The 25,525-nt window shown below is 52.1% G+C and carries 24 protein-coding genes; 11 read left to right on the plus strand and 13 right to left on the minus strand.

Going from position 1 to position 25,525, the window contains the following annotated elements:
* The 6 genes from D5398_RS12190 (at position 1) to D5398_RS12215 (ending at position 7,091) form a co-directional block, all read left to right on the plus strand.
* The gene (locus tag D5398_RS12190) at positions 1-1,287 is read left to right on the plus strand and encodes an MFS transporter (protein ID WP_120507882.1); all 1,287 of its coding nucleotides are present in this window, start codon (positions 1-3) and stop codon (positions 1,285-1,287) included.
* A 67-nt stretch (positions 1,288-1,354) separates the two neighbouring features.
* Positions 1,355-2,389, plus strand: a complete 1,035-nt coding sequence (locus tag D5398_RS12195; RefSeq protein ID WP_120507883.1) for a LacI family DNA-binding transcriptional regulator — start codon at positions 1,355-1,357, stop codon at positions 2,387-2,389.
* 214 nt (positions 2,390-2,603) lie between these two features.
* Entirely contained in the window at positions 2,604-3,353 is a 750-nt protein-coding gene (locus D5398_RS12200; protein ID WP_120507884.1) for a sugar phosphate isomerase/epimerase family protein, read from the plus strand.
* 55 nt (positions 3,354-3,408) lie between these two features.
* Entirely contained in the window at positions 3,409-4,689 is a 1,281-nt protein-coding gene (locus D5398_RS12205) for an MFS transporter (protein ID WP_120507885.1), read from the plus strand.
* A gap of 37 nt (positions 4,690-4,726) precedes the next feature.
* Complete coding sequence (ghrB, locus tag D5398_RS12210; RefSeq protein WP_120507886.1) at positions 4,727-5,707, plus strand: glyoxylate/hydroxypyruvate reductase GhrB; 981 nt, start codon at positions 4,727-4,729, stop codon at positions 5,705-5,707.
* 130 nt (positions 5,708-5,837) lie between these two features.
* Positions 5,838-7,091 (plus strand): valine--pyruvate transaminase, encoded by a 1,254-nt coding sequence (locus D5398_RS12215; RefSeq protein ID WP_120507887.1) that lies wholly within the window; start codon positions 5,838-5,840, stop codon positions 7,089-7,091.
* A 71-nt stretch (positions 7,092-7,162) separates the two neighbouring features.
* Here D5398_RS12215 and ibpB read toward each other — a convergent pair whose 3' ends face one another.
* Together ibpB and ibpA are read right to left on the minus strand one after the other, a co-directional pair.
* On the minus strand, positions 7,163-7,597 hold the full coding sequence (ibpB, locus tag D5398_RS12220; protein ID WP_120507888.1) for a small heat shock chaperone IbpB: 435 nt from the start codon (positions 7,595-7,597) through the stop codon (positions 7,163-7,165).
* Between the two features lie 155 nt (positions 7,598-7,752).
* Complete coding sequence (gene ibpA / locus D5398_RS12225) at positions 7,753-8,163, minus strand: small heat shock chaperone IbpA (RefSeq protein ID WP_112287226.1); 411 nt, start codon at positions 8,161-8,163, stop codon at positions 7,753-7,755.
* Positions 8,164-8,570: 407 nt separating this feature from the next.
* On the opposite strand from ibpA, the gene D5398_RS12230 reads away from it, so the two are divergent.
* Positions 8,571-8,948, plus strand: coding sequence for a YceK/YidQ family lipoprotein (locus tag D5398_RS12230; RefSeq protein ID WP_120507889.1), 378 nt, complete (start codon positions 8,571-8,573; stop codon positions 8,946-8,948).
* A gap of 65 nt (positions 8,949-9,013) precedes the next feature.
* Here the strand turns inward: D5398_RS12230 and D5398_RS12235 are convergent, their stop codons facing one another.
* The 11 genes from D5398_RS12235 to dnaA form a co-directional block, all read right to left on the minus strand.
* The gene (locus tag D5398_RS12235; RefSeq protein ID WP_120507890.1) at positions 9,014-10,273 is read right to left on the minus strand and encodes a YidR family protein; all 1,260 of its coding nucleotides are present in this window, start codon (positions 10,271-10,273) and stop codon (positions 9,014-9,016) included.
* A 68-nt stretch (positions 10,274-10,341) separates the two neighbouring features.
* Positions 10,342-11,637, minus strand: a complete 1,296-nt coding sequence (locus D5398_RS12240; RefSeq protein ID WP_120507891.1) for an MFS transporter — start codon at positions 11,635-11,637, stop codon at positions 10,342-10,344.
* Between the two features lie 217 nt (positions 11,638-11,854).
* Entirely contained in the window at positions 11,855-13,003 is a 1,149-nt protein-coding gene (gene dgoD / locus D5398_RS12245; protein WP_120507892.1) for a galactonate dehydratase, read from the minus strand.
* On the minus strand, positions 13,000-13,617 hold the full coding sequence (locus D5398_RS12250; RefSeq protein ID WP_120507893.1) for a 2-dehydro-3-deoxy-6-phosphogalactonate aldolase: 618 nt from the start codon (positions 13,615-13,617) through the stop codon (positions 13,000-13,002). Before D5398_RS12250 ends, dgoD begins: the two co-directional genes overlap by 4 nt.
* Positions 13,601-14,491, minus strand: coding sequence for a 2-dehydro-3-deoxygalactonokinase (locus D5398_RS12255; RefSeq protein WP_120507894.1), 891 nt, complete (start codon positions 14,489-14,491; stop codon positions 13,601-13,603). Before D5398_RS12255 ends, D5398_RS12250 begins: the two co-directional genes overlap by 17 nt.
* Complete coding sequence (locus D5398_RS12260) at positions 14,488-15,186, minus strand: FadR/GntR family transcriptional regulator (protein ID WP_120507895.1); 699 nt, start codon at positions 15,184-15,186, stop codon at positions 14,488-14,490. The genes D5398_RS12255 and D5398_RS12260 overlap by 4 nt, the downstream gene beginning before the upstream one ends.
* A gap of 261 nt (positions 15,187-15,447) precedes the next feature.
* Entirely contained in the window at positions 15,448-16,263 is an 816-nt protein-coding gene (gene yidA, locus D5398_RS12265) for a sugar-phosphatase (RefSeq protein ID WP_120507896.1), read from the minus strand.
* 142 nt (positions 16,264-16,405) lie between these two features.
* Positions 16,406-18,820 (minus strand): DNA topoisomerase (ATP-hydrolyzing) subunit B, encoded by a 2,415-nt coding sequence (gene gyrB / locus D5398_RS12270; RefSeq protein WP_120507897.1) that lies wholly within the window; start codon positions 18,818-18,820, stop codon positions 16,406-16,408.
* A 19-nt stretch (positions 18,821-18,839) separates the two neighbouring features.
* A complete protein-coding gene (gene recF, locus D5398_RS12275; protein WP_120133773.1) occupies positions 18,840-19,928 on the minus strand; it encodes a DNA replication/repair protein RecF in 1,089 nt (362 codons plus the stop codon).
* Between the two features lie 9 nt (positions 19,929-19,937).
* Positions 19,938-21,038, minus strand: a complete 1,101-nt coding sequence (gene dnaN / locus D5398_RS12280) for a DNA polymerase III subunit beta (RefSeq protein ID WP_120507898.1) — start codon at positions 21,036-21,038, stop codon at positions 19,938-19,940.
* Positions 21,039-21,042: 4 nt separating this feature from the next.
* Positions 21,043-22,434 (minus strand): chromosomal replication initiator protein DnaA, encoded by a 1,392-nt coding sequence (dnaA, locus tag D5398_RS12285; protein WP_120133775.1) that lies wholly within the window; start codon positions 22,432-22,434, stop codon positions 21,043-21,045.
* A 694-nt stretch (positions 22,435-23,128) separates the two neighbouring features.
* On the opposite strand from dnaA, the gene rpmH reads away from it, so the two are divergent.
* From rpmH to yidC, 4 genes are read left to right on the plus strand one after another with little or no spacing between them, the layout of a single operon-like run.
* Positions 23,129-23,269, plus strand: a complete 141-nt coding sequence (gene rpmH / locus D5398_RS12295; RefSeq protein ID WP_009637487.1) for a 50S ribosomal protein L34 — start codon at positions 23,129-23,131, stop codon at positions 23,267-23,269.
* Positions 23,270-23,287: 18 nt separating this feature from the next.
* Positions 23,288-23,647 carry a ribonuclease P protein component gene (gene rnpA, locus D5398_RS12300; protein WP_071823635.1) on the plus strand — a complete coding sequence of 120 codons (360 nt, stop codon included), beginning with the start codon at positions 23,288-23,290 and terminating at the stop codon, positions 23,645-23,647.
* Entirely contained in the window at positions 23,611-23,868 is a 258-nt protein-coding gene (yidD, locus tag D5398_RS12305) for a membrane protein insertion efficiency factor YidD (protein ID WP_013577705.1), read from the plus strand. The genes rnpA and yidD overlap by 37 nt, the downstream gene beginning before the upstream one ends.
* A 2-nt stretch (positions 23,869-23,870) precedes the next feature.
* Entirely contained in the window at positions 23,871-25,505 is a 1,635-nt protein-coding gene (yidC, locus tag D5398_RS12310) for a membrane protein insertase YidC (protein WP_120507900.1), read from the plus strand.
* Positions 25,506-25,525 lie beyond the last annotated feature (20 nt).

Genomic DNA, 25,525 nt, shown 5'->3' on the forward strand with positions numbered 1-25,525 from the left:
ATGAACCCTACACAAACTTCCGATCGTTGCTTCTATAAAAACAATACTAACTTCTGGATATTTGGCAGCTATTTCTTCCTCTATTTCTTCATTATGGCGACCTGTTATCCGTTTTTACCGATCTGGCTTTCCGATGTGATCGGCCTGAGCAAAACGGAAACCGGCATCGTGTTTTCCAGCATGTCGCTGTTTGCGATTTTGTTTCAGCCGATTTTCGGCATCATTTCTGACAAGCTTGGCCTGAAAAAACACCTGCTGTGGATCATCGCCGTGCTGCTGTTTCTTTTCGCGCCTTTCTTCATTTACGTTTTCGCGCCATTGTTAAAACTGAATATCGTACTCGGCGCCATTCTCGGCGGCGCGTATATCGGTTTCGTGTTTGCGGGCGGTTCAGGCGCGACTGAGGCTTACATTGAAAGAGTCAGCCGCAACAGTTCGTTCGAATACGGTAAGGCGCGGATGTTCGGGTGCTTCGGCTGGGGGATTTGCGCCTCGACGGCGGGAGTGCTGTTTAACATCAATCCGGACATCGTGTTCTGGATGGGTTCCGGCGCAGCGATCATTTTGATGATTTTGCTGCTGATTGCCCGTCCGCAGGAAAACAAAAACGCGCAGGTTCTGGATAAACTCGGTGCTAATCAGCCGCAATTTTCGCTGAAAACGGCGGCTTTGTTGCTGAAAGAACGCAAACTGTGGATGCTGATTTTATATGTCATCGGCGTGGCCTGTGTGTATGACGTATTCGATCAGCAGTTCGCGACTTTCTTCAAAACCTTCTTTGCCTCCCCGCAGCAGGGCACGGAAATGTTTGGCTACGTCACCACTGCCGGTGAGTTGTGTAACGCGCTGATTATGTTCTGTTCACCGTGGATTATTAACCGCATCGGCGCAAAAAATACGCTGCTGCTGGCGGGTACGATTATGTCCATCCGCATAGTCGGTTCGTCATTCGCGACGACGGCCATTGAAGTGATCCTGCTGAAAATGCTGCATGCGCTGGAAGTCCCGTTCCTGCTGGTGGGGGTGTTCAAATACATCACGCAAATCTTTGATGTCCGGTTCTCCGCGACCATTTATCTGATCGGCTTTAATTTCGCCAAACAACTTGCGGCCATCTTCCTCTCGGCTTTCGCCGGTAATTTGTATGACCGCATCGGTTTCAGCGATACCTATCTGATCCTCGGCGGTATTGCCTTTAGCGTGACGATTATTTCGGCCTTTACCCTGAGCAGCAGACCGAAGACCGAAACGGTTTCCGGGGTGCAAACGGCAGAAGGTTTGCGCTGACTTGCGGATGCAGCCTTTCGGCACTCTGTGCTAGTCTCCGTGGGACAAGCATGAGGGGAGAAAGGCTGTGAGTAAAAAACAGGAACCGGGCGCGGTGGTTCGCGCCACGATACGTGACGTCGCCAGCGCCGCCAAAACGGGTAAAACCAGCGTTTCACGTTATCTCAACGGTGAACAACACCTGCTGTCCGATTCGCTGAAAGAGCGCATCGGACGGGCGATCTCCCTGCTCGATTATCAACCGAGCCAGATGGCGCGCAGCCTGAAAAGCGGTCAGACGCGGTTAATCGGGCTTATCCTCGCCGATATTACCAATCCCTATTCTGTCGATGTGATGCGCGGCGTTGAAGCCGCCTGCCGTCAGGAAGGACTGACGCTGTTGGTGTGTAACACCAACAACGAGCTGGATCAGGAAAAGCATTACCTGCAATTGCTCAGCAGTTACCGAGTTGACGGCATTGTGGTGAATGCTGTCGGCATGCGCGAGGCGGCGATTTCCACGCTGCAACAGGCCAATCTACCGATGGTGCTGATCGACCGCAAAGTCGCGAATTTCGCCTGCGACGTCATCGGCCTGAAAAACGTAGAAGCCACGCAGATGATGACCGATCACCTCGTGCAACAGGGTTTCGAGGCACTGCTTTTCGTCAGCGAACCCGCCACCGTCAATACCCGTTTCGACCGTCTGCGTACGTTCCTGCAACGTATGCAGCAGTCCCCGCAACTGACGGGCGAACAGGGTGAAATTGAGCTGTATAACGCCGAAGGACTGGACAATTTACTGCGCGACTTTGTGGCGCGGCATGCGGATAAACACAAAGCCGTGATGTGTGTAAACGGCGCACTGACATTACAGGTCGCACGTGCCATGCAGCGGCTGAATCTTCGCTGGGGGCCGGACATCGGCTTATCCGGCTTCGATGAACTGGTATGGGCCGATCTGGCGGGCGTGGGCATAACCACGCTAAAACAACCGACATACGACATGGGCGTAGCAGCGCTCAGACAGCTGGTGACACGCATTCAGGGCAATTCTGAACCGGTCAAAGACCTGGAGTTTTCCGGCGAACTCGTTGCGCGCGGTTCCACCGCAGCACGCTGATCCCATTTACTTCTCCGATTTCCTGCCCGTTCTTCGTGAGCGGGATCATATTTTTGGGCTTTTGTTCTGTCGTCTGGAACCGGTTCCAATTAGCTTGTATAAAACGAAACAAAACGTTAACAACGGCACGATATCTCATTTGCTTGACTAAAATGAGGTTTCGAAATGATTGCCTGTCACTTCCTGGCAACCCGCCCTCACAGGAAAAACGTTCATGAAAAAAGAAATCGTCATTGTCACCGCCGCCTACGGCAACAGCGTGGTGAAAGAACTCGGTGGTCAGGCAGAACTGCTCTCCGTCATTGCCGCTGCACAGGCCGATGGCGTCGAAATCCGCCGTGAATTGTTCTCCCCGCAGGAACTGGATTCTTTACCGGCGCTGGCGGAGAAAATTCAGCATCATGGCCTGTTTGCAGTTTACTCGGTACCCTTCCCGCTGTTTTTGTCGGGTGGCGAGCTTAATCCTGATGCACCACAATATTTTGAAGAGGCGCGCATTCTGAATGCCCGCACGATTAAGTTTTCTCTCGGTGAATTTGAGCCGGGCCAGGATCTGACACCGCTGAAGGTGGTGCTGGCATCAAGCCCGGTGAAGCTGGTAGTGGAGAACGATCAGACCCCGGAATGTGGAATTCTGTCGCGCATTAATGCCTTCATGTTTGCCGCAGAATCCCTGCATTTGCCATTGAGTATGACTTTCGACATGGCCAACTGGCTGTGGGTCGGACAGGATCCGGCGATTGCCGCTGAACGTCTGGCACGTCATGTCGGTTATGTGCATGTGAAAGCAGCGGAAAAACGTGCTGGAAAATGGCACGCCGTGGCACTCGATAACAGCGATGGCAGCTGGGAATCTTTGTTGAAAATGTTGCCTCAGGATGTCCCGCGCGGCATCGAATTCCCGCTTGAAGGGGATGATTTGACCGCCGTGACGCGCCATTACGTTGACGTTTTACGCGGCTGATTTCGCGGCGCCCCACGGGTGCGGGAAAGCTGAGGCATTATCAGGAGATACCGTTATGAACAAGTCCAGACTGGCCTCGCGCCGCTGGTGGTACATTATGCCAATCGTGTTCATCACTTACAGTCTGGCGTATGTCGACCGCTCAAACTTCAGTTTCGCGTCGGCTGCCGGTATCAATGATGATCTTCACATCACCAAAGGCATGTCTTCCCTGCTGGGTGCCCTGTTTTTCCTTGGCTACTTTTTCTTCCAGATCCCCGGCACCATTTATGCCGAAAGGCGCAGCGTTAAGAAGCTGATTTTCTGGTGCTTATTGCTGTGGGGCGGCTTTGCTTCACTGACCGGCGTGGTGACGAATATCCCGATGCTGGCGGTGATCCGCTTTGCCCTCGGCGTGGTGGAAGCCGCCGTGATGCCCGCCATGCTGGTGTACATCAGCAACTGGTTTACGAAATCCGAACGCTCGCGCGCCAATACGTTTTTGATTTTGGGCAATCCGGTGACGGTGCTGTGGATGTCGGTGCTTTCCGGCTATCTGATCAAATCGTTTGGCTGGCGGGAGATGTTTATCTTTGAAGGTATTCCGGCGGTGATCTGGGCGATTATCTGGTGGTTCAGCGTCAAAGATAAACCCGAACAAGTCAGCTGGCTGAGCGAGCAGGAGAAAAAAGCCCTGGCCGCGCAGCTGGAAAAAGAACAGAAAGATATTCAGGCAGTCGGCGGTTACCGCGAAGCTTTCCGCTCGAGAAATGTCATCCTCCTCTGTCTGCAATATTTCTTCTGGAGCATCGGCGTGTATGGCTTTGTGCTCTGGCTGCCGTCGATTTTGCGCGATGGTAAATCAATGGGCATGGTCGAAGCGGGCTGGCTCTCTTCTGCTCCTTATCTGGCGGCGACCATCGCGATGATCCTAGTGTCATGGGCATCCGACAAAATGCAAAACCGTAAACTGTTTGTCTGGCCGCTGTTGCTGGTCGGCGCCCTGGCGTTCTTCGGCTCCTGGGCAGCTGGCACAAACAATTTCTGGCTTTCGTACAGTTTACTGGTGGTCGCGGCTGCCGCAATGTATGCCCCGTATGGTCCGTTCTTTGCCATCATTCCTGAAATGCTGCCGAAGAATGTTTCCGGCGGAGCCATGGCATTAATCAACAGCCTGGGTGCGCTGGGCTCGTTCTTTGGTTCGTGGTTTGTCGGTTACCTCAATGGCAACACTGGCAGTCCTGCCGCCTCGTTTATTTTTATGGCCGTCTCGCTGCTGCTGTCTGCCGGAATAACGCTGTTAGTCCGACCGCGCAAGGCTGAAATTAAACCGAAAGGGAATGTTTCCTTAACCTGAAATCTGAAAATACTCATTTGAAGAGTTGGAGTTTGTAATGAATAAGCCGTCAATTGTTCTGTACAAAAAACTGCCTGCCGATTTGCATCAACGTCTTGAAGAGCATTTTGCTATTACCGAATTCGATGGCATCACCGACAAAAACCGTGCTGAGGTTTTTGATGCTTTGCAAAACGCAGAAGGCCTGCTGGGTTCTGGCGGAAAAATCGATAAAGAGCTGTTTGACCATGCCCCGCGCCTGCGTGCGGTATCCACCATTTCCGTCGGCTACGATAATTTTGATGTGGCTGAACTGACCCGCCGCGAAATCCCGATGATGCACACGCCGACGGCGCTGACCGATACCGTGGCTGATACCGTAATGGCGCTGGTGCTTTCAACCGCACGCCGCGTGGTGAACGTGGCCGAGCGTGTAAAAGCCGGTGAATGGAACGAAAACATTGGCGAAGACTGGTTCGGCATCGATGTACACCATAAAACCATGGGCATCGTCGGCATGGGCCGTATCGGTCTGGCGCTGGCACAACGTGCGCATTTCGGCTTCGACATGCCGATTTTGTATAACGCGCGCAGCCAGCATAAGGAAGCGGAAGAGCGTTTCGGTGCCCGTAAATGTGAGCTGAACGAACTGCTGAAAGAGTCTGATTTCGTCTGTATTTTGCTGCCAATGACCGAACAAACGTTCCATCTGATTGGCAAAGAAGAACTGGCGAAAATGAAATCCAGCGCGATTTTAATCAGCGCAGGACGTGGCCCGGTTATTGATGAACCGGCTCTGATTGAAGCGTTGAAAGCCGGTACGATTTATGGCGCAGGTATGGACGTGTTCGAGACGGAGCCTCTGCCAAAAGATTCTGCGCTGCTGACTCTGCCTAACGTGGTGGCGCTGCCGCATATCGGTTCCGCCACACACGAAACTCGTTACGACATGGCGGCCTGTGCGGTGGATAACCTGATCGCCGCCCTGAAAGGCGACGTGAAGGAATTCTGCGTGAACCCGGAAGTTCTGAAAAAGTAATCCCCCGTCTCATTCCCTTTCGTCATCATCAGAAAGGGAATGAGAAATTCAAATCCCCGTGGTCCGATTGCACTGTTTTGCCGCAGGCGTTATGGTGGACGACACATTTCGATAACATACAAAGCTTTCTATGACGTTTTCTGCTTTCGGTGACAAATTTACCCGTTTTTCAGGCATCACTCGCTTGATGGGCGATATGAATGACGGTTTACGCACACCTGGCGCAGTCATGCTGGGCGGCGGCAATCCGGCACAAATTCCTGAGATGCAGGATTATTTCCAGACGCTGCTGTCGGAAATGCTGGCCGCAGGCAAGCTGACCGAGGCGCTGTGTAATTATGACGGCCCGCAGGGCAAAGACGTCCTGCGTCACGCGCTGGCAGAAATGTTAGAGAAAGAGCTCGGCTGGCAGCTGGATGCACAAAATATTGCGCTGACCAACGGCAGCCAGAGTGCCTTCTTCTATTTATTCAATCTGTTCGCCGGACGTCGCGCCGACGGCAGTATGTCCAAAGTTCTGTTCCCGCTGGCACCGGAATATCTCGGTTACGCCGATGCCGGACTGGACGAAAATCTGTTTGTTTCGGCCAAGCCGAATATCGAATTACTGCCTGAAGGCCAGTTCAAATATCACGTCGATTTCGATCACCTGAACATTACCGATGATATCGGCCTGATCTGCGTTTCCCGTCCGACCAACCCGACGGGTAACGTGATTACCGACGAAGAGCTTGTCCGCCTCGATGTACTGGCGCAGCAGAAAGATATTCCATTACTCATCGATAATGCTTATGGCGTGCCGTTCCCTGGCATCGTATTCACTGAAGCAACGCCGCTGTGGAACCCAAATATCATCCTGTGCATGAGCCTGTCGAAACTCGGGCTGCCAGGGTCGCGCTGCGGTATCGTGATTGCCGATGAGAAAATTATCAAAGCGATCAGTAACATGAACGGCATTATCAGCCTGTCTCCTGGCAGCGTCGGACCGGCGATTGCTCATGAGATGATTGCGCGTGGCGATTTACTGCGCCTTTCCGAAGAGGTGATCAAACCGTTCTATTTCCAGCGCGTACAGGAAACTATTGCCACGCTGCGTCGCTATCTGCCGGAAGAACGATGTCTTATCCATAAACCGGAAGGCGCGATTTTCCTGTGGCTGTGGTTCAAAGATTTGCCGATCACCACCGAAGTGCTGTATCAGCGTCTTAAACAGCGCGGAGTACTGATGGTGCCGGGGGATTATTTCTTCCCTGGGCTGGAACATCCGTGGCCGCACACACATCAGTGTATGCGCATGAACTACGTGCCTGATGCTGAGCAGATCGAGCGCGGTGTGAAGATTCTGGCGGAAGAAGTGGAAAAAGCGCACGCGGAAAATCAGTAACCCCGCTACGTTCACAGCACAAAAAAAGGGGAGGACATCTGTCCTCCCCTTCTTATTTTACACTGACTGTTTTATACAGACTGATTTTCCAGCGCCGGTTTTTCTGTACCAATCGCAATTTTCTGCGGCTGTAACGCTTGTGGCACATCGCGCACCAGACTGATGTGCAGCAGTCCGTTGATGAATTCTGCCGCAGAGACATGCATATGCTCTGCCAGCGTGAAGCTCAGGGTGAAAGGCTTGATCACTAACCCCTGATGCAGATATTCCACTTTGGCTTCCGGCTGAGCAGGCGTACCGCTGACGGTTAAACGCGGCCCTTCGACTTCAATATTCAGCTCGCTCTGCTGGAAACCGGCCAACGCCAGTGAAATGCGATAATGATTGTCGTCAGACTTTTCAATATTGTAGGGAGGGAATGCCTGATCCGCGCCCTGCATTGAACTGGCTAATTTATCGAAACCAATCCACTGACGCAGTAATGGGGAAATATCGTAATTACGCATGGTATAACTCCTTCTTTGAAGCGAGATTTATAATTCCGTCATCCGGTTCGGGCGTGACGGTGCAGCTCCCTGACGGCGAGCCTAAACTTTTTCATTTTCTGGCGGTCAATACTGTTTATTACAACGCTGACCTCAGGTGACAGATCGCGGGTAAATCAGCGAATTTCGATACGCCGCGGTTTGGACGTTTCAGGAACGATGCGTTCCAGGTCGATATACAGCAAACCGTTCGACAAATTGGCTGCTTTTATTTGAATATGTTCAGCCAGCTGGAATTTGCGTTCGAAATTACGTTCAGCGATACCCTGATATAAATAAGTCCGGTCGGTTTCAGTCGGTGCATGTGCGCCTTTGACCACCAGCATGTTGTCATGGGCCGTGATGTCCAGCTCTGACTCGGCAAAACCTGCTACCGCGATAGCAATCCGGTAATGGTTTTCGTCAACCAGCTCGACATTATATGGGGGATAGCCGCCGCCCTGATTCTGACCCGATTCGATAAGATTAAATAAACGGTCAAAACCTATGGCAGAACGGTATAACGGGGATAAATCAAAATTGCGCATTACTGCTTCTCCTGATATTCAGCGAGTGCTTTTTAAAGAGTAATAGCCTTCCGTTTGGACAGGCCAGCGACGGATTCAGCGATGTGTCATACATCGTGAATCGAGATCCCTTCCGGCGTATCTCTTCCTGCGTCGTACAGTAAAAATGGAGACGAAAGGAATTTTTTCAAGACGGTATAAACAAAAAAATCAGGAAATTTTTGACAACCTGATGGCAAAAATACACGACAGGCTGAAGTGAAATAACAGGGAATGCAGGCGGTTTTCTGCAAGATTTCAAATAGTAATTACACTTAATGGGATCGCAGCCACAGAGCTACAGCTTGCTTTGTTAATTTTTTTTGCTGAGTGGTATAAGTCATTTTTGACTTAAAAACTCAGACTGACAGCATAAGATGAGTTCTAACATGATGAGATTTGCACTGACGCCGCTGATGACAGGATGTGTTTTTTTAGCGACGAGCGGTTGTTCCAGCGTAATGAGCCATACCGGCGGAGACACCGGATATTACTCAGGCGCACGCGCTGATGTGAATATGATGAAAAGCGATGATACCAGCTGGGCGATGACGCCTCTGCTGCTCATTGATTTACCGTTCAGCGCCCTGCTGGATACGGTTTTGCTGCCGTATGATTATTACCGCAGCGGAAAAGTGACGACGCGCGATCGTGTTCAAGCCAGCGAAGAACACAACATTGCGCTGAGCAACGGTGTGGATATCGACCACATTCCGCCAATGACCACCACCGAACGCGGTCGCAAATCTTCGACGCATAAGAAATAAGCGTAAAAAAACCGGCCTTAGCAAGCCGGTTTGATAAAAGGCGCCTTAACGTCTGCGACATAAATCTATGTCGTTACGAAAATCTGAGCAAACTCTCCGCACTGACGCATAAACGCCACTTTGCTGCCATCCGGCGAATACACCACGGCATCGGCGCAAGGCGCAATCTCGGTTCGCTGCGTTAACCGCTGCATTTCTCCGCTTTCAGCGTCAAGACGCATCACGCTGTTATCGCACACCAGCGCCAGCGATTTTCCGTCCGGACTCCAGCTGAACGCCGACTGAATTCCGCTTTCAGAATCACTGATTTGCACCGGTTCGCCGCCGTTGGGCGACACCCTCCAGACCTGAACCACATCGCGTGAGTCTTTCATTAGAAACGCAATACGCCCGCCATCCGGAGACACGCGCAACCAGTGGCGCGGGTGCTGAGCAATGCCCTTTTCCGTGAAAGTAATACGGCGCTGTTTTACGCCTGCCGGTGGCGCAGGCAACGTTTCAGGCGTGCCCTGCAAGGGTTTGTCACCGGCACGCTGAAAATCCGCATCGTTCTCAGGCAAATCCACCACGAAAATTTCGGGATGCTTTTCACCGTGAACTGAAAGTGTGTCGCCAATAAAGGCCAGCGCCCAGCGCTGACGGGAGCCGTCGGCTTTTGTGTAACCTTCCTGACCGATCCAGCCTTCCTCGTAAGCCCGGTTGATTTCATCGCTGCCGGGCTGAGGATTATGCGTTGTTTCGCTCACCAGCACGCTGAAATGGCTGCCATCATATTCGCGCGGGTGCTGTTTCGGTGGGGTCACGGGATAGCCGGAAATGGCGACGCCCACATTGCGCAGATCGAAACCAGGATCGCGCTCACGCATCACGTGGTCGTTATAAGTAAAGCTCAGACGCGAACCGTCCGGACTGAAAACGTGAACGTGCGTGCCGCCACGCAGGGCTCCGGCGGTAAAAGGCGTGGTGATATCCATCGCATCCAGCGTGACCGCCTTTTCGCACGCGGGCTCAGATACGATGACGCCGCGACGATGGTGGAAATCATACCGCCAGCTGGCATCCGGTTTTTCCGGACCATGAATAAAAGCATAACGGACAGGCTCATGCGGACTGACACTTACCACACCCACGTTCGCGCCGTCTTTTGCCTGATAAAGCACTTGTGTCTCGCCGGTCACGACATTTACCCGCTCAATGGTTGAGCCGGTAAAAGAACCACCATGGGGACGCACGTCATACACCAGCCACTGGCTGTCCGGCGTCCAGACGTTAATGTTGGTAAGCTGATGCCCGCGGGCATCAGAGGTTAATTGTTTTTCAGTCATACGTTCAGGAATGCCCTGCCGTTCAAGGAATGCCTAAGGATAGGGGACTCAAACGGCAGTGGCAATCATCAGTAATCTCCGACGCGTTTCACTTCACCGACGAGGAAGATATAAGACAGTGCGCCCAGCAATGCCACGACGGCGATATAAGTTAAAGAAGGTGCGAAACCGTAATATTGTGCTAAATACCCGACCACTAACGGCACGGTGATTCCGCCCAGCCCCCCTGCCAGATTAAATACGCCGCCGGTCAGGCCGATTAATCTTACAGGCGCCAGTGATGAAACCAGTGACCAGGTAATAGATGCAAAACCATTACCAAAGAAAGCCAGCGCCATTAATATCATGATCCACATCGGGTCATTGGTGTAATTCGCACCCATAATGCATGTGGATAATAATAATCCGCAGATGATCGGTAATTTACGCGCAAAGCCAATCGATTTTCCATTACGGACTAATTTATCCGCGACCAGGCCTGATAATAACACGCCGAAAAATGCGGCCAGGAAAGGCACGGTCGTCATAAAGCCAGCAGTAAGCGCCGAAATATGCTTTTCCTGAGTCAGATAATTAGGGAACCAGGTCAGGAAAAACCACAGGGTGGAAGCGACCGCGAACTGACCGATATAAACGCCCACCAGTTTACGGTTGAAGACCAGTTTCCAGTCGGCGGATGTCAGCGGAACACGTGTTTTTTTATCCGCCGGCGCGTCCCCGTCAACCAGCCCGCCACCCGCGCGGATATGCTCCAGTTCCTGAGCATTAACGTGTTTGCACTTACGTGGTGAGCGGTAAACTATGAAAAATAGCAGCGACCAGATGATGCCAATACCACCGGTGATAATGAATACCCAGTGCCAGCTGAGCATTTCCTGGATCCAGATAAGCAGAGGCGTCAGGAATGCCAGGCCGACAAACTGACCGGAGGTGAAGAAGCCCACCGCTGAAGCGCGTTCTTCTTCAGGGAACCAGCTGGTCACCATGCGGTTATTAGTCGGAAATGCCGGTGCTTCGAACAGGCCTGTGACTGCCCGCAGGCCAATCAGAGACGCTAATCCGCCAGCAAATCCCTGGAACAGGGTGGCGACTGACCAGCCGAAAATGGCGATAAAATAGGTAATCCTTGAGCCGACGCGATCAAGGAACCAGCCGCCGGGGATCTGGCAGGCGGTGTAGGTCCACGCAAAGGCGGAAAAGATATAGCCCATCTGCGTTTTAGTTATTCCAAATTCCTTCTGAATATGGGCAGACGCGACGGCCAGATTAGCGCGATCGACATAACATATAACAACAGTAATGAAGATCATGAATAATGTGACGTAACGTCTTTTTGTTGGTTTGACTTGTAGGGTCGTATCCATTATATATTTCCTGGTAATGGTTATAGTATAGAGCAGACGTAAGCGTGACTCAGGAATTTCCTGATATTTTAATATTGTTGATCACTTAATTTATTACCTTAAATCATTCTGGCGTTATCAAGGCGGCAATTGAATGAATCCCCGGAGCTTACTTAAGTAAGTGATCTGGAGGAATGAAAGCAGCCAACGCAGAGAACGTTCGAAGGATGGCAGATAATTACCATTCAGCGACAGCACCGTCCGGATAACGCCACAATGGATTTCGCCAGTCTGGCGCGTTTTTACTTCTTTCAATCACTAACTCTTCATTAATTTCTACGCCAAGACCCGGTTTATTTAACGGATAGAAATAACCGTCGGTCATTTTAAAGTCGTCTTTATTAATGACGAAATCGAGTAATTCCGCGCCCTTGTTATAATGAATGCCCATACTTTGTTCCTGAAGCACGGCATTGCGTGCGACGAAATCAAGATGCAGACAGGAAGCCAGCGCAATCGGCCCGAGCGGGCAATGTGGTGCCAGCGCGACATCGTAAGATTCGGCCATCGAGGCAATTTTGAAGCACTCGGTAATTCCTCCGGCATGTGACAAGTCAGGCTGCACAATCGCCAGACCCCCATCCGCCAGCACGCGTTTGAAATCGAAGCGGGAGAACATTCGTTCACCGGCCGCAATCGGGATATGTGTTTGAGCGGCAAGGCGCGGATAATATTCAGCCTGCTCGGCCAGCACCGGTTCTTCGATAAACAACGGGCGATAAGGCTCAAGTTCTTTGATCAGGATTTTCGCCATCGGCGCGCTGACGCGACCGTGGAAATCCAGACCAAATTCAATTTCATTGCCAAACTCAGCGCGGATTTGTGCGGCCTGTGCAACGGCAGCATCAACCTGACGTGCGTTTTCGATAATGCCCATTTCTTCACAACCGTTCAGTTTGAAGGTATCAAATCCGATGGCGCGTAGTTTATTGATGCCATCAATCAGTTCGGAAGGCCGGTCACCGCCCACCCAGCTGTATGCTTTGATTTTATCGCGCACCAGACCGCCCAGAAGCTGGTAAACCGGTACGCCCAGTGCTTTACCTTTAATGTCCCACAGCGCCTGGTCGATACCTGAAATGGCGCTCATCAGGATCGGGCCGCCACGGTAAAATCCGCCGCGATACAGGGTCTGCCAGATGTCGTTGATACGCGCCGGATCCTGCCCAATAACGTATTCGCTCAGCTCATGCACCGCCGCCTCGACGCTGCGCGCACGCCCTTCGATAACCGGTTCGCCCCAGCCAGTTATGCCTTCATCGGTTTCAATCTTCAGAAACATCCAGCGCGGTGGCAGCCGGTAAGTGGTCAGTTTGGTGACTTTCATTGTGTTGCGTCCTTATAAGCCTGAATAAATGCTTTGGCCTTGAGCGATGTCGTTTCTGGCGTCTGGCCTGCGCGGTATAAATCGCTGCCGAGCCCTGCTCCGGCACAGCCCGCACTGAGATAAACCGCCAGATTTTCCGGCGTCACGCCGCCGACGGCAAAGACCGGAACACTGGCGGGCAAAACCGCTTTCAGCGCTTTAATGTAGTCAGGGCCGAACGCCGAGGACGGGAAGATTTTCAGTGCCTGCGCACCGGCTTCCAGCGCCGTAAAAGCTTCGGTGGCGGTCGCGCAACCGGCGCAAACCGTCATTCCCAGCTCAACCGCACGGCGGATAACCTGCGGGTTAATATTTGGCGTCACCACCAGTTTGCTGCCGAGTGAATGAAGCACATCAACCTGTTGCGGTTCGAGTACCGTGCCCGCGCCCAGCAGCGCCTGCGCACCGAAAGTGCTCACTGCCAGCCTGATACTTTCCTGCCAGTCCGGTGAATTGAGCGGAATTTCTATCGCGTCAAAACCGGCCTCCAGCAAAACGGAAATATGCTGACTCACTTCCTGCGGGCGGATGCCGCGCAGAATGCCGATCAGCGGGATTTTAGTCGCCCATTGCATTTACGATCCTCCTTATACCTGATTGAAAAGCCTGATCGCCGTCGAAAGCCTGCCATCTGACACCCGCCAGACTCAGGGCCTGCGCGTAACGTTCTGTCAGTTGCGGATTGCCAATGATCGTGACCGAATGCTGATGGCCAAAAAGCCTGAGCATCTGGGCTACTTCACTGCCAATCAGCAACCCGGAAAGCCAGTCGCTGACGGCGGATTTTTCCAGCCGGTTCAGCACATGTGCGGCGCGCACTTCGAACAAGCGGCCGGTGATGTCCGGCTGGCTGAAGCCGGTGCTAAGCCCCTGACGAAAGACGTCGGTAGCAGATTGCTGCGCGGGTAAACCTTTGCCCAGAAGCGAATGATTCATCAGGAGATGGTGAAGTTCGCCAGTCATTGCCGTGCGAAAATCACGAATCTGACTGCCGTCGGTCTCAACCCATTTACTGTGGGTGCCGGGCATCAGATAAAGCGAAGCGGGAGAATCGTGAAGTGCGCCCAGCAGCTGGGTTTCCTCGCCGCGCATAACGTTGCAGTTGTCGTCACGATTGATACAAATACCCGGCACAATCCATGCTTTTGCCGGTAGCGCGGCGTTGACAGGGAAAAGATGTTGTCCGAGGGTATCCAGTGAAACAGGCGCGCAAAGATAAGGCACATCAACCCATCCGGCATTGCTGCCAATCATCCCCGCCATAATCACGGGGAGATTTAAGGACTGCCAGGGCGCAATAGTGTCGTTAAATACCTGTTCTGGTGTGGTGCCTTCCAGCCGGGTAATACCCCGTTCTGACCGGATTTGGGCGGTACATTCTCCCTGCTGGTACAAAAAAGCGCGCAGGTTGGTTGAACCCCAGTCCAGCGCGATATAGCTTGCTGTCATGTAATGTCCTTGAGTCGTTTCGTCGAAGAGGCAATCATTTTCATGGCCGCCTGCTCCGCCGCGTTGGCATCCTGATGCCGGATGGCATGGAACAATTCCTGATGTTCCTGCAACGTCACCGGCATGTTGTCGTCATCCGGCATGTACGTTCTTTCAAACACAGCCCGTTGTAATGAGCTGATTGCAATACTCAGCTGCTGCAACACCGGGTTATGCACCGCCGCCAGCACCGCTTCATGGAAGCAAATATCCGCTTCGTTAAACGCGTCGCGATCCTGATGATTGGCAATCATGTTGTTCAGCGCTTCTTCGATCACTGCCAGTTCGCCAGATGTCGCCCTTTCGGCGGCCCAGCGGGCAATCGTCGGCTCAACCAAATTACGCACTTCGCTCATAGCGGCAATCAGTCGCGGGTCATAATCGCTGGCCAGCACCCACTGCAAAACGTCGGTATCAAGGTAGTTCCACTGATTTCGCGCGCTGACAAACGCGCCGCGATAACGTTTGATTTCGACCAGCCGTTTCGCCGTCAGAGAGCGCAGCACTTCACGGATAATGTTGCGTGAGGTTTCAAACTGCTCGCAAAGCTCCATTTCAGAAGGCAGCGCTGCGCCGGGAATGTATTTTCCGCTGACAATTTGCTGCCCCATTTCGAGTACCAGACGGTCGGTTTTGCTGAGTTCGTGTGAAGACATAAATACTCCGGGGCTGAAGGATAAAACCTTACTTTACCGCTCAGACCCACTCCGGTCTCTGGATTGTTGCACAATCTTATAAGTCACTTTGCTAAATTCACGAGCATAGTAGTACCAAATGATTATCTTGTACTACAATCAAGATCACAAAACAGACAATCCACATTTATTCACAGGGAAGGTATTTTCGGGAGGAAGGAAAAGACGTCATGAAACGGCCTGTTTTCAGAAATAAAAACAGGCCGGGAAGATCAGGAGGGATTAATGGCCTAAGACGAACTTATTCACGGCAAACGCCACACCGTCTTCGGTGTTAGTTTTCGTCACGAACTGGCTGACGGCTTTTACGCTGTCCAGCGCGTTACCCATTGCGACGCCAATACCAGCGTATTCCAGCATAGCAATGTCGTTTTCCTGGTCACCCAGCGTCATGACATTCTCACGTGAGAGGCCCAGTTTTTCGGCCAGCACTTTCACGCCTGCGCCTTTATTGACGCGTTTATCGAGGATTTCGAGGAAATACGGCGAACTTTTCATGATGGTATAGCGTTCTCTGGCTTCAGCCGGAAGCTGGCTGATGGCGCGATCCAGCAGTTCAGGATCATCAATCATCATGACTTTCGGGAAGGTCAGCGCCGGATCCATTTCTTCTGCCGGGCAGAATTGCAACGGGATACCGGTGGTGAATGATTCATGCACGCTGTATTTGCTGATAAAACGGTTGGCAGTAAACAGATCGGTTTTGGTCAGTGCATGGAAATGGACGCCAAGGTCACGCGCCAGTTTCTCAAAGTAGTGATAATCTTCAATACTGAGGGCTACTTCGGCAATCACGCTGCCATCTTTGGCATTATGCACCAGCGCACCGTTGTTGGTGATGCAGTAACATCCGTCCTGCTGTAAATCCAGTTCCATCAGATAACGCTGTACACCAACGAACGGACGCCCGGTCGCCAGAACGATTTGCACACCTTTCGCCCGTGCTTCTGACAACGCTTTTTTAACGGCAGGTGTCACTTCATGCTGCGGATTGAGCAACGTCCCGTCCATATCAATTGCAATTAATTCAATAGCCATAGCATCCTCAGAGTTTAAGAAATCTTCCTCAATGCTATCGCGATTACCTGCTTTAAAGCCAGTCAGAATGCGGGTTCGCACAGACGAAAAAAAAGTCCGAAGCGGTTTCCCGTTTCGGACTCTTTATCAGCTTATGCCGTTATCAGATATCGATGTTGGCAGCTTTCAGGGCATTCTCTTCGATGAAGGCGCGGCGCGGTTCAACCGCATCGCCCATCAGCGTAGTGAACAACTGGTCAGCGGCAATGGCGTCTTTCACGGTCACACGTAACATGCGACGTTGCTCAGGATCCATCGTGGTTTCCCACAGCTGATCAGGGTTCATTTCGCCCAAACCTTTGTATCGCTGAATCGACAGACCACGACGGGACTCTTTCACCAGCCATTCCAGCGCCTGCTCAAAGCTGGTCACTGGCTGACGGCGTTCGCCACGTTCGATGTAAGCGTCTTCTTCGATCAGGCCGCGCAGCTGTTCGCCCAGCGCACAGATTTTGCGGTATTCGCCGCCCTGAATGAAGTCTGCATCCAGATCGTAATCAGTGTCGACGCCGTGCGTACGGATACGCAGAACCGGTTCGAACAGCTGATGTTCACGGTTTTCACGCACGATCGCGCTGTAAGAACTGCCGTGCTGCTCTTTCTCATTGAGGCGAGCCACCAGCGATTCCATCCAGGCCTGAACTTTTGTCTGATCAGTCAGGTCAGCACCCGGCAGGGTTGGCTGATAGATCAGATTGTTCAGCAGCGCACGCGGATAACGACGCTCCATACGGCCAATCATTTTCTGTACGCTGTGATGTTCAGCCACCAGTTTCTCCAGCGGTTCACCCGCCAGGGCTGGTGCATGGGCGTTGGCGTGTAACGTTGCCCCGTCCATCGCAATGGAGATCTGATACTGATCCATCGCTTCGTCATCTTTAATATACTGTTCCTGCTTGCCTTTCTTCACTTTGTACAACGGCGGCTGTGCGATAAACACGTGGCCACGTTCTACAATTTCAGGCATCTGACGGTAGAAGAAGGTCAGCAGCAGAGTACGGATGTGTGAACCATCGACGTCGGCATCGGTCATGATGATGATGCTGTGATAGCGCAGTTTGTCCGGGTTGTATTCGTCACGGCCAATGCCACAACCGAGCGCAGTAATCAGCGTCGCGACTTCCTGAGAAGAGAGCATTTTGTCGAAGCGCGCTTTCTCAACGTTGAGGATTTTACCTTTCAACGGCAGAATCGCCTGGTTCTTACGGTTACGGCCTTGTTTTGCAGAGCCGCCCGCTGAGTCCCCTTCCACTAAGTACAGTTCGGAGTGAGCCGGGTCGCGTTCCTGACAGTCCGCCAGTTTGCCTGGCAAGCCAGCCAGATCCAGCGCGCCTTTACGACGGGTCATTTCACGGGCTTTACGCGCCGCTTCACGGGCACGCGCCGCATCGATGATTTTGCCGACAACGATTTTGGCGTCTGACGGGTTTTCCATCAGGTAATCCACCAGCTTTTCGTTCATCAGCGTTTCAACGGCCGTTTTCACTTCAGAAGAAACCAGTTTGTCTTTGGTCTGAGAAGAGAACTTAGGATCCGGAACCTTCACAGACACCACAGCAATCAGACCTTCACGGGCATCGTCACCGGTGGCGCTGATTTTAGATTTTTTGCTGTAGCCTTCTTTATCCATGTACGCGTTCAGAGTACGGGTCATCGCCGAACGGAAACCGGCTAAGTGAGTACCCCCATCGCGCTGAGGAATGTTGTTGGTGAAGCAATAGATGTTTTCCTGGAAACCATCATTCCACTGCAACGCCACTTCAACGCCAATGTCATCTTTCACCGTGGAGAAATAGAATACGGTCGGATGGATTGGGGTTTTGTTTTTGTTCAGATATTCCACGAAGGCTTTAATACCGCCTTCATAATGGAAGTGATCGTTTTTACCATCACGCTTGTCCAGCAGGCGGATTGCCACGCCGGAGTTCAGGAATGACAGTTCACGCAGGCGTTTCGCCAGAATGTCATACTCGAATTCAGTGTGATTGGTGAAGGTATTGAAGCTCGGCCAGAAACGAACCGTGGTACCGGTCAGGTCAGTATCGCCAATCACTTTCAGCGGATCCTGAGGCTCACCGTGCATGTAAGTCTGGGTATGCACTTTACCTTCACGACGGATAACCAGTTCCAGTTTTTCCGACAAGGCGTTAACGACGGAAACACCCACGCCATGCAAACCGCCGGAAACTTTATACGAGTTATCGTCAAATTTACCGCCGGCATGAAGAACGGTCATGATGACCTGAGCAGCGGAAACGCCCTCTTCTTCGTGAATACCGGTCGGAATACCACGACCATCATCCTGTACGGAAACAGAGTTATCCGCATGGATCGTGACCTGAATCTCTTTACAGTGGCCCGCGAGGGCTTCGTCGATAGCGTTGTCCACAACCTCGAATACCATGTGGTGCAGACCAGTGCCGTCATCGGTATCGCCGATATACATGCCGGGGCGCTTACGCACCGCGTCCAGCCCTTTTAATACCTTGATACTTGAGGAGTCATAAGAATTCGACATCAACGTTTCTCGCTCATTTTTAGTCCTGTGATAGAACGGCTATTTTACCTTGTTCCACGCGGAACATCTTGCCCTTTTCACCCATCATATCGGTCACTTGTTCAGCGCTTATCGCACTAACAAAAACCTGTGCCTGGGTGGCTTTCAGGCGATCGGCCAGCAACCGACGTCGGTCGGCGTCCAGCTCAGAGGCAAAATCGTCAAGAAGATACAGGCAACGCCGCCCGCTCTGTCGGGTGAGGAACTCACCCTGCGCCAGTCTCAGCGCGCACATCAGTAACTTCAGCTGTCCACGGGACAGTAAATCTTCCACCGGCGTGCCGTCGGCACGAATGCGGAAATCCGCTTTATGCGGGCCTGATGCGGTATAAGTTAAGGCTCTGTCACGTTCAAAATTACGCTCCAGCAACTCGCCGTACTCCGTTTCCTTGTCCCATCCACGCTGGAAAGAAAAACTGAGGGCGAATTCAGGCAGGAATTGCGCACAGGTCGCGCTGATATCAGCCGCGATCGCGTCGCTGTATGCTGCCCGCCATTCGCTAATGCGCTCGGCTAACGGGATCAATTCCTGATCCCAGGCACGAATTTGCGCATAACGACTCACCTGTCGCAGCGCGGCGTTGCGCTGCTTGAGTAACCGTCGCAGGTTGCTCCAGGCGATAAAAAAACCGGGATCGTGATGAAAACAACCCCAGTCAATAAACGCCCGCCGGTACTTCGGCCCGCCATTTAGCAGGGTGAAGCCTTCGGGTGTGATAAGTTGCATAGGCAGCATCTGCGCCAGTTCAGACACTTTGTGTCCGTCACTGCCATCAATGCGCACTTTACTGTCGCCCTGACGGCTTTTGCTCAAACCAATCGACAATTCGCGATCGCCGCCATCATCCACACGGGCATGAAGTACAAACTCCGGCTGATCGTGACGGATAACGCGCCCTGCCTGCAAACTGCGAAAAGCGCGGCCATGCCCGAGCGTATAAACCGCCTCGAGCACGCTGGTTTTACCGCTGCCGTTGGGACCGACCAGAAAGTTAAAACCGGACGACGGATCTAAATCCGCCGCCTCGATGTTGCGGAAATCTTTTATCAGTAAGCGCGTTAAGGCCATTAATTCAGACTAGAGCCTCATTGGCATGACGACGTACGCGGCCGACTGGCTGGCTGCATCTTCGATCTGCACGCTGGACACAGAGTCTGTCAGCAGCAGATTAACGTCTTCGCACTTGAGCGCATTAAGCACATCGAGCACGTAACTGACGTTAAAGCCGATTTCCATTTCTGTGCCTTCGTAGCCGACATCCAGAATTTCTTCTGCTTCTTCCTGTTCCGGGTTGTTCGCCGTAATTTTCAGCTGATTATGGCTGACATACAAACGCACGCCGCGGAATTTTTCATTGGACAGGATCGCTGCACGGGCAAACGCCTGTTTCAGCAAATCGCAGCCAGCCTGCAGGGTTTTGTCCGGATTTTTCGGCAACACGCGGCGATAATCAGGGAAACGACCATCAACAAGCTTGGACGTAAAGATGAAGTCACCCACATGGGCACGGATATTGTTGCTGCCGATTTGCAGTTGCAACGTATTGTCACCGCCGTCAAGAAGACGCACCAGTTCCATCACACCTTTACGCGGCACGATCACCGAATGTGAAGGCAAGGACTGGCCGATTGGCATGGAACACACGGCCAGACGGTGACCATCGGTCGCGACAGTACGCAGTTCTTCACCTTCGGTTTCGAACAGCATACCGTTTAAATAGTAACGAACGTCCTGATGCGCCATGGAAAACTGCGTGGCTTCGATCAGACGTTTCAACGTGGCCTGCGGCAGGGTGAATTCCACCTCGCTTTGCCAGTCGTCGAGATTAGGGAAATCTGTTGCCGGCAGGGTCGACAGCGAGAAACGGCTGCGGCCCGATTTTACCAGCATGCGGTCGCCATCGAGAGCAACGGAAATTTCCGCGCCTTCCGGCAGTCCACGGCAGATATCAAAGAATTTACGCGCCGGTACCGTAGTAGCACCCGCTTCATGTGGTTGAGACAGCGCGACTTTCGCCACCATCTCCATTTCCAAATCCGTCCCGGTCAGCGACAACGCGCCATCCGTCACCTGTAATAACAGGTTACCCAGAATAGGCAACGTCGGTCGTCCACCCAGCGGGCTACTGACCTGTTGCAGTGGTTTCAGTAAATGCTCACGTTCAACAATAAATTTCATAGCGCTAGGAAGATAATGTTCTGATTAAGTTGGAGAAATCTTCTTTGATGTCGTGACTTTCTTCACGCAACTGCTCGATTTTACGGCAGGCGTGCAACACCGTGGTATGGTCCCGACCACCGAACGCATCGCCGATTTCTGGCAGGCTGTGGTTGGTCAGCTCTTTCGCCAGCGCCATCGCCATCTGGCGTGGGCGGGCTACCGAACGGGAGCGCCGTTTGGAAAGCAGGTCAGCGACCTTGATTTTATAATATTCGGCCACTGTTTTCTGAATATTATCGATAGTGACCAGCTTCTCCTGAAGCGCTAACAAATCGCGCAGCGCTTCACGAACGAAGTCGATGGTGATCGCACGGCCGGTAAAGTTGGCATTGGCGATCACACGGTTCAGTGCGCCTTCAAGCTCACGCACATTTGAACGCAGACGTTTAGCAATAAAGAAGGCAACTTCGCCTGGCAGACGGATATCGTTCTCGTCGGCCTTTTTCATCAGGATCGCCACGCGGGTTTCTAATTCAGGCGGCTCGATCGCCACCGTCAGACCCCAGCCAAAACGCGATTTCAGACGATCTTCAACACCGTTGATCTCTTTCGGATAACGATCTGAGGTCAGGATGATCTGCTGATTACCTTCCAGCAGGGCATTAAAGGTGTGGAAAAACTCTTCCTGCGAACGTTCTTTATTAGCAAAGAACTGAATGTCATCGATGAGCAATGCATCGACGGAACGATAGTAGCGTTTGAACTCTTCAATGGCGTTGTTTTGCAGGGCTTTTACCATGTCCTGAACAAAACGCTCTGAGTGCATGTACACCACTTTGGCATTGGCTTTACGCGCCATGATGCCGTTGCCGACTGCATGCAATAAGTGGGTTTTACCCAGACCCGTGCCGCCATAAAGGAAGAGCGGGTTATATGCGCCGCCCGGATTGTCCGCCACCTGACGCGCCGCCGCGCGTGCCAGCTGGTTAGACTTACCTTCGACGAAGTTATCAAAAGTGTGTTTGGGATTGACGTTTGAACGATATGAAAGCTCGGGCTGAACAGGCGAACTGTCCCAGCTTGGACGTGATGGCGCCAGACGCGGAATAGCAGGCGCAGACTGAGAACTGACGTTGGCCGCAACAGGTTGACTGACGCGCTGAATGACCGGTTTGCTGCCGACTTCAAAACGCAGCAACGGAGCATCCGTCCCACAGAAATCGTTGAGCAAGCCGTTAATATTGTTTAAGTATTTGTCACGAACCCAATCAAGGACAAAACGATTCGGGGCGTAAAGCGCCAGCGTATTGTCGTTGAGTTCCGCCTGTAGGGGGCGTATCCACATACTGAATTCTGTGGCAGGTAGTTCATCCTGCAAACGGGCAAGACATTGCTGCCAAAGCGAAAGTGACACGGCGGACTCCACTCGAACAAGTATCAAAAAAGAAAAGGATCAGGATATTTTTAAATCATGATTTTTGGCACACGTCCCGCCTGCCTCTATAAGGAGAAGGGGGAAATTTCTCTCACCACCCTGTCAGTGGCGTAAAGTTACGTGCGAACCGCTTTTTGCGGTTTTGGTCGACAGCTGCCCAGACGGGATCGCGATCGGAATGGCGGATCATAACGCAATCCGACACAGAGATCCTCCCCTTCCTGACAGTTTAGATCCTTTTTATCCACAGGCAGCGATCGGCAAGTGGGTAAGCTTAGCCGATCCTTTTTAAATTAGGCGATGTAATCATCACTCTGGTGAAAAAATAGGAGTCCGCTGAGCTAAATATCATCAGACTGAGAGAAAGATCTCAGCCCTGTGGATAAGGATCAGCCGAGGATCCTTGCGATTTGCGACAGAGTCCGTATAATCCTCAGCCCTACGTGTGAAGCCTGTGTTCCTGATGGTCATAACCAGATGGATATTGCGGTGTGACCACGGGCAATTCTGGTAAACACTTGAACCATTTCTGGCAATGTAAATTGACTCAGGACTGTACAGTTATTACAATCCCGCTTCTTTATATGTTGCGACAAAGGCACCGGTCGTTTTTTCGCCGAAATGTCTTCGCGTTTACTGATCAGTAATAATTTAAGTTTAGGTAGAAATCGCCATGAAACGCACTTTCCAACCGTCCGTATTGAAGCGCAACCGTAGCCACGGCTTCCGTGCTCGTATGGCCACCAAAAATGGTCGTCAGGTTCTGGCTCGCCGTCGTGCGAAAGGCCGTACCCGTCTGTCAGCTTCTAAGTAATAAAAGCTAACCTATTTAGTGGTTAAGCTCGCTTTTCCCAGGGAGTTACGTTTGTTAACTCCCCGTCATTTCACTTTCGTCTTCCAGCAGCCACAACGGGCTGGCACGCCGCAAATCACTATACTCGGCCGCCTGAACGAGCTGGGGCATCCCCGCATCGGTCTCACCGTCGCAAAAAAACACGTCAAACGCGCACATGAACGCAATCGGATTAAACGCCTAACCCGCGAAAGTTTCCGGTTGAATCAACATACGCTGCCGTCGATGGATTTTGTGGTGGTCGCCAAGAAGGGTGTCGCCGATTTAGATAATCGCGCGCTGACGGAAGCGTTGGAGAAATTATGGCGTCGACATTGCCGACAGGCTCCCGCATCCTGATAAAGCTGATACGTGGTTATCAGTTATTCATCAGTCCGTTGCTCGGGCCACATTGCCGCTTTCGACCAACCTGCTCTCAATACAGTATTGAAGCAATTGGTCGTTTTGGCATGTTAAAAGGCAGTTGGTTGACTTTGAAACGCGTATTAAAATGCCATCCTTTGAACCCAGGTGGTGATGACCCCGTACCGCCGAAAACCGACAATAACAGAGAACACTAACGATGGATTCGCAACGCAATCTTTTCCTCATCGCTCTGCTGTTCGTGTCTTTCATGATCTGGCAGGCATGGCAAACGGACCACGCTCCGCAACCGGCCAACCAGACCACGCAACAGACTGCGAACACTGCAAACGGTGATGCTGCTAACCAGGCTGTTCCTGGTAGCGGACAGGGCAAATTAATTACAGTTAACAGTGATGTGCTGTCATTAACTATCAACACCCGTGGCGGCGATATTGAGCAGGCTCTGCTGACTGCTTACCCAACAACGTTGGGCTCTGACCAGCCTTTCCAGTTACTGGAAACCACTCCTAATTTCCTCTATCAGGCACAAAGCGGTCTGACAGGTAAAAACGGTCCAGATAATCCGGCGAACGGCGAACGTCCTCTGTTCCAGACCAGCTCGGATACCTTCACAATGGCTGAAGGCCAGTCTGAACTGCGCATTCCGATGACTTACACGGCGGCAAACGGTGCGATTTACACCAAAACCTTCGTGATCAAACGTGGCTCTTACGCGGTGAGTGTTGAATACAACATCAACAACACCACGGCAGCTCCGCTTGAACTGACCCTGTTCGGTCAGCTGAAACAAACCACCGAATTGCCTAAGCACCGTGACACAGGCAGCAATAACTTTGCTCTGCACACGTTCCGCGGCGCGGCATACTCCTCAAGCGATGACAAATATCAGAAATACGCGTTCGATAAGAGCGAAGTGCTGAATGTCACCACTCAGGGCGGTTGGGTTGCGATGCTGCAGCAGTACTTTGCGACTGCGTGGATCCCGTCAGCGAAAGACACCAACAACTTCTTTACCAATACCAATAACGGCATTTCTTCGATTGGTTTCAAAGGCACGCCGTTTACCGTTGCACCCGGTGCACAACAGCAAGTGGCTTCCACCCTGTGGGTTGGCCCTGAAATTCAGGACAAGATGGCGGCAATCGCGCCTCACCTTGACCTGACTGTTGATTACGGTTGGTTATGGTTCATCTCTCAGCCACTGTTCAAACTGTTGAAATTTATTCAAGGGTTTGTCGGCAACTGGGGCTTCTCGATCATCGTTATCACCTTTATTGTCCGCGGTATCATGTATCCACTGACCCGCGCTCAGTACACGTCGATGGCGAAAATGCGTATGTTGCAGCCGAAACTGGCCGCGATGCGTGAACGTATCGGTGATGACAAACAGCGCATGAGTCAGGAAATGATGGCGCTGTATAAGTCTGAGAAAGTGAACCCGCTGGGTGGTTGTCTGCCGCTGGTTATTCAGATGCCAATCTTCCTGGCACTGTATTACATGCTGTCTGGTTCCATTGAATTGCGCCACGCGCCATTCATCCTGTGGATCCATGACCTGTCAGCGCAAGACCCGTACTACATTCTGCCGGTTCTGATGGGTATCACGATGTTCTTCATTCAGAAGATGTCGCCGACTACCGTCACTGACCCGATGCAGCAAAAGATCATGACCTTCATGCCGGTCATCTTCACCGTGTTCTTCCTGTGGTTCCCGTCTGGTCTGGTGGTTTATTACATCGTCAGTAACCTGGTCACCATTCTCCAGCAGCAGCTGATTTATCGCGGGCTGGAAAAACGTGGCCTGCACAGCCGCGACAAGAAAAAGTCATAAGTGAATGTCAGGACGGCTTT

It is taken from the genome of Rahnella bruchi (genome assembly GCF_003614975.1).
Taxonomy (GTDB): domain Bacteria; phylum Pseudomonadota; class Gammaproteobacteria; order Enterobacterales; family Enterobacteriaceae; genus Rahnella; species Rahnella bruchi.

Excerpts from the sequence above, each read along its gene's own strand:
- dgoD (WP_120507892.1), bottom strand. The coding sequence starts at position 13,003 with ATGAAAGTCACCAAACTGACCACTTACCGGCTGCCACCGCGCTGGATG.
- D5398_RS12240 (WP_120507891.1), bottom strand. The coding sequence starts at position 11,637 with ATGGATACGACCCTACAAGTCAAACCAACAAAAAGACGTTACGTCACA.
- D5398_RS12255 (WP_120507894.1), bottom strand. The coding sequence starts at position 14,491 with ATGACAGCAAGCTATATCGCGCTGGACTGGGGTTCAACCAACCTGCGC.
- D5398_RS12200 (WP_120507884.1), top strand. The coding sequence starts at position 2,604 with ATGAAAAAAGAAATCGTCATTGTCACCGCCGCCTACGGCAACAGCGTG.
- rpmH (WP_009637487.1), top strand. The coding sequence starts at position 23,129 with ATGAAACGCACTTTCCAACCGTCCGTATTGAAGCGCAACCGTAGCCAC.
- ibpA (WP_112287226.1), bottom strand. The coding sequence starts at position 8,163 with ATGCGCAATTTTGATTTATCCCCGTTATACCGTTCTGCCATAGGTTTT.
- yidD (WP_013577705.1), top strand. The coding sequence starts at position 23,611 with ATGGCGTCGACATTGCCGACAGGCTCCCGCATCCTGATAAAGCTGATA.
- ghrB (WP_120507886.1), top strand. The coding sequence starts at position 4,727 with ATGAATAAGCCGTCAATTGTTCTGTACAAAAAACTGCCTGCCGATTTG.
- ibpB (WP_120507888.1), bottom strand. The coding sequence starts at position 7,597 with ATGCGTAATTACGATATTTCCCCATTACTGCGTCAGTGGATTGGTTTC.
- dnaN (WP_120507898.1), bottom strand. The coding sequence starts at position 21,038 with ATGAAATTTATTGTTGAACGTGAGCATTTACTGAAACCACTGCAACAG.
- yidC (WP_120507900.1), top strand. The coding sequence starts at position 23,871 with ATGGATTCGCAACGCAATCTTTTCCTCATCGCTCTGCTGTTCGTGTCT.
- D5398_RS12260 (WP_120507895.1), bottom strand. The coding sequence starts at position 15,186 with ATGTCTTCACACGAACTCAGCAAAACCGACCGTCTGGTACTCGAAATG.
- D5398_RS12215 (WP_120507887.1), top strand. The coding sequence starts at position 5,838 with ATGACGTTTTCTGCTTTCGGTGACAAATTTACCCGTTTTTCAGGCATC.
- recF (WP_120133773.1), bottom strand. The coding sequence starts at position 19,928 with ATGGCCTTAACGCGCTTACTGATAAAAGATTTCCGCAACATCGAGGCG.
- D5398_RS12190 (WP_120507882.1), top strand. The coding sequence starts at position 1 with ATGAACCCTACACAAACTTCCGATCGTTGCTTCTATAAAAACAATACT.
- D5398_RS12230 (WP_120507889.1), top strand. The coding sequence starts at position 8,571 with ATGATGAGATTTGCACTGACGCCGCTGATGACAGGATGTGTTTTTTTA.
- gyrB (WP_120507897.1), bottom strand. The coding sequence starts at position 18,820 with ATGTCGAATTCTTATGACTCCTCAAGTATCAAGGTATTAAAAGGGCTG.
- yidA (WP_120507896.1), bottom strand. The coding sequence starts at position 16,263 with ATGGCTATTGAATTAATTGCAATTGATATGGACGGGACGTTGCTCAAT.
- D5398_RS12250 (WP_120507893.1), bottom strand. The coding sequence starts at position 13,617 with ATGCAATGGGCGACTAAAATCCCGCTGATCGGCATTCTGCGCGGCATC.
- D5398_RS12235 (WP_120507890.1), bottom strand. The coding sequence starts at position 10,273 with ATGACTGAAAAACAATTAACCTCTGATGCCCGCGGGCATCAGCTTACC.
- D5398_RS12205 (WP_120507885.1), top strand. The coding sequence starts at position 3,409 with ATGAACAAGTCCAGACTGGCCTCGCGCCGCTGGTGGTACATTATGCCA.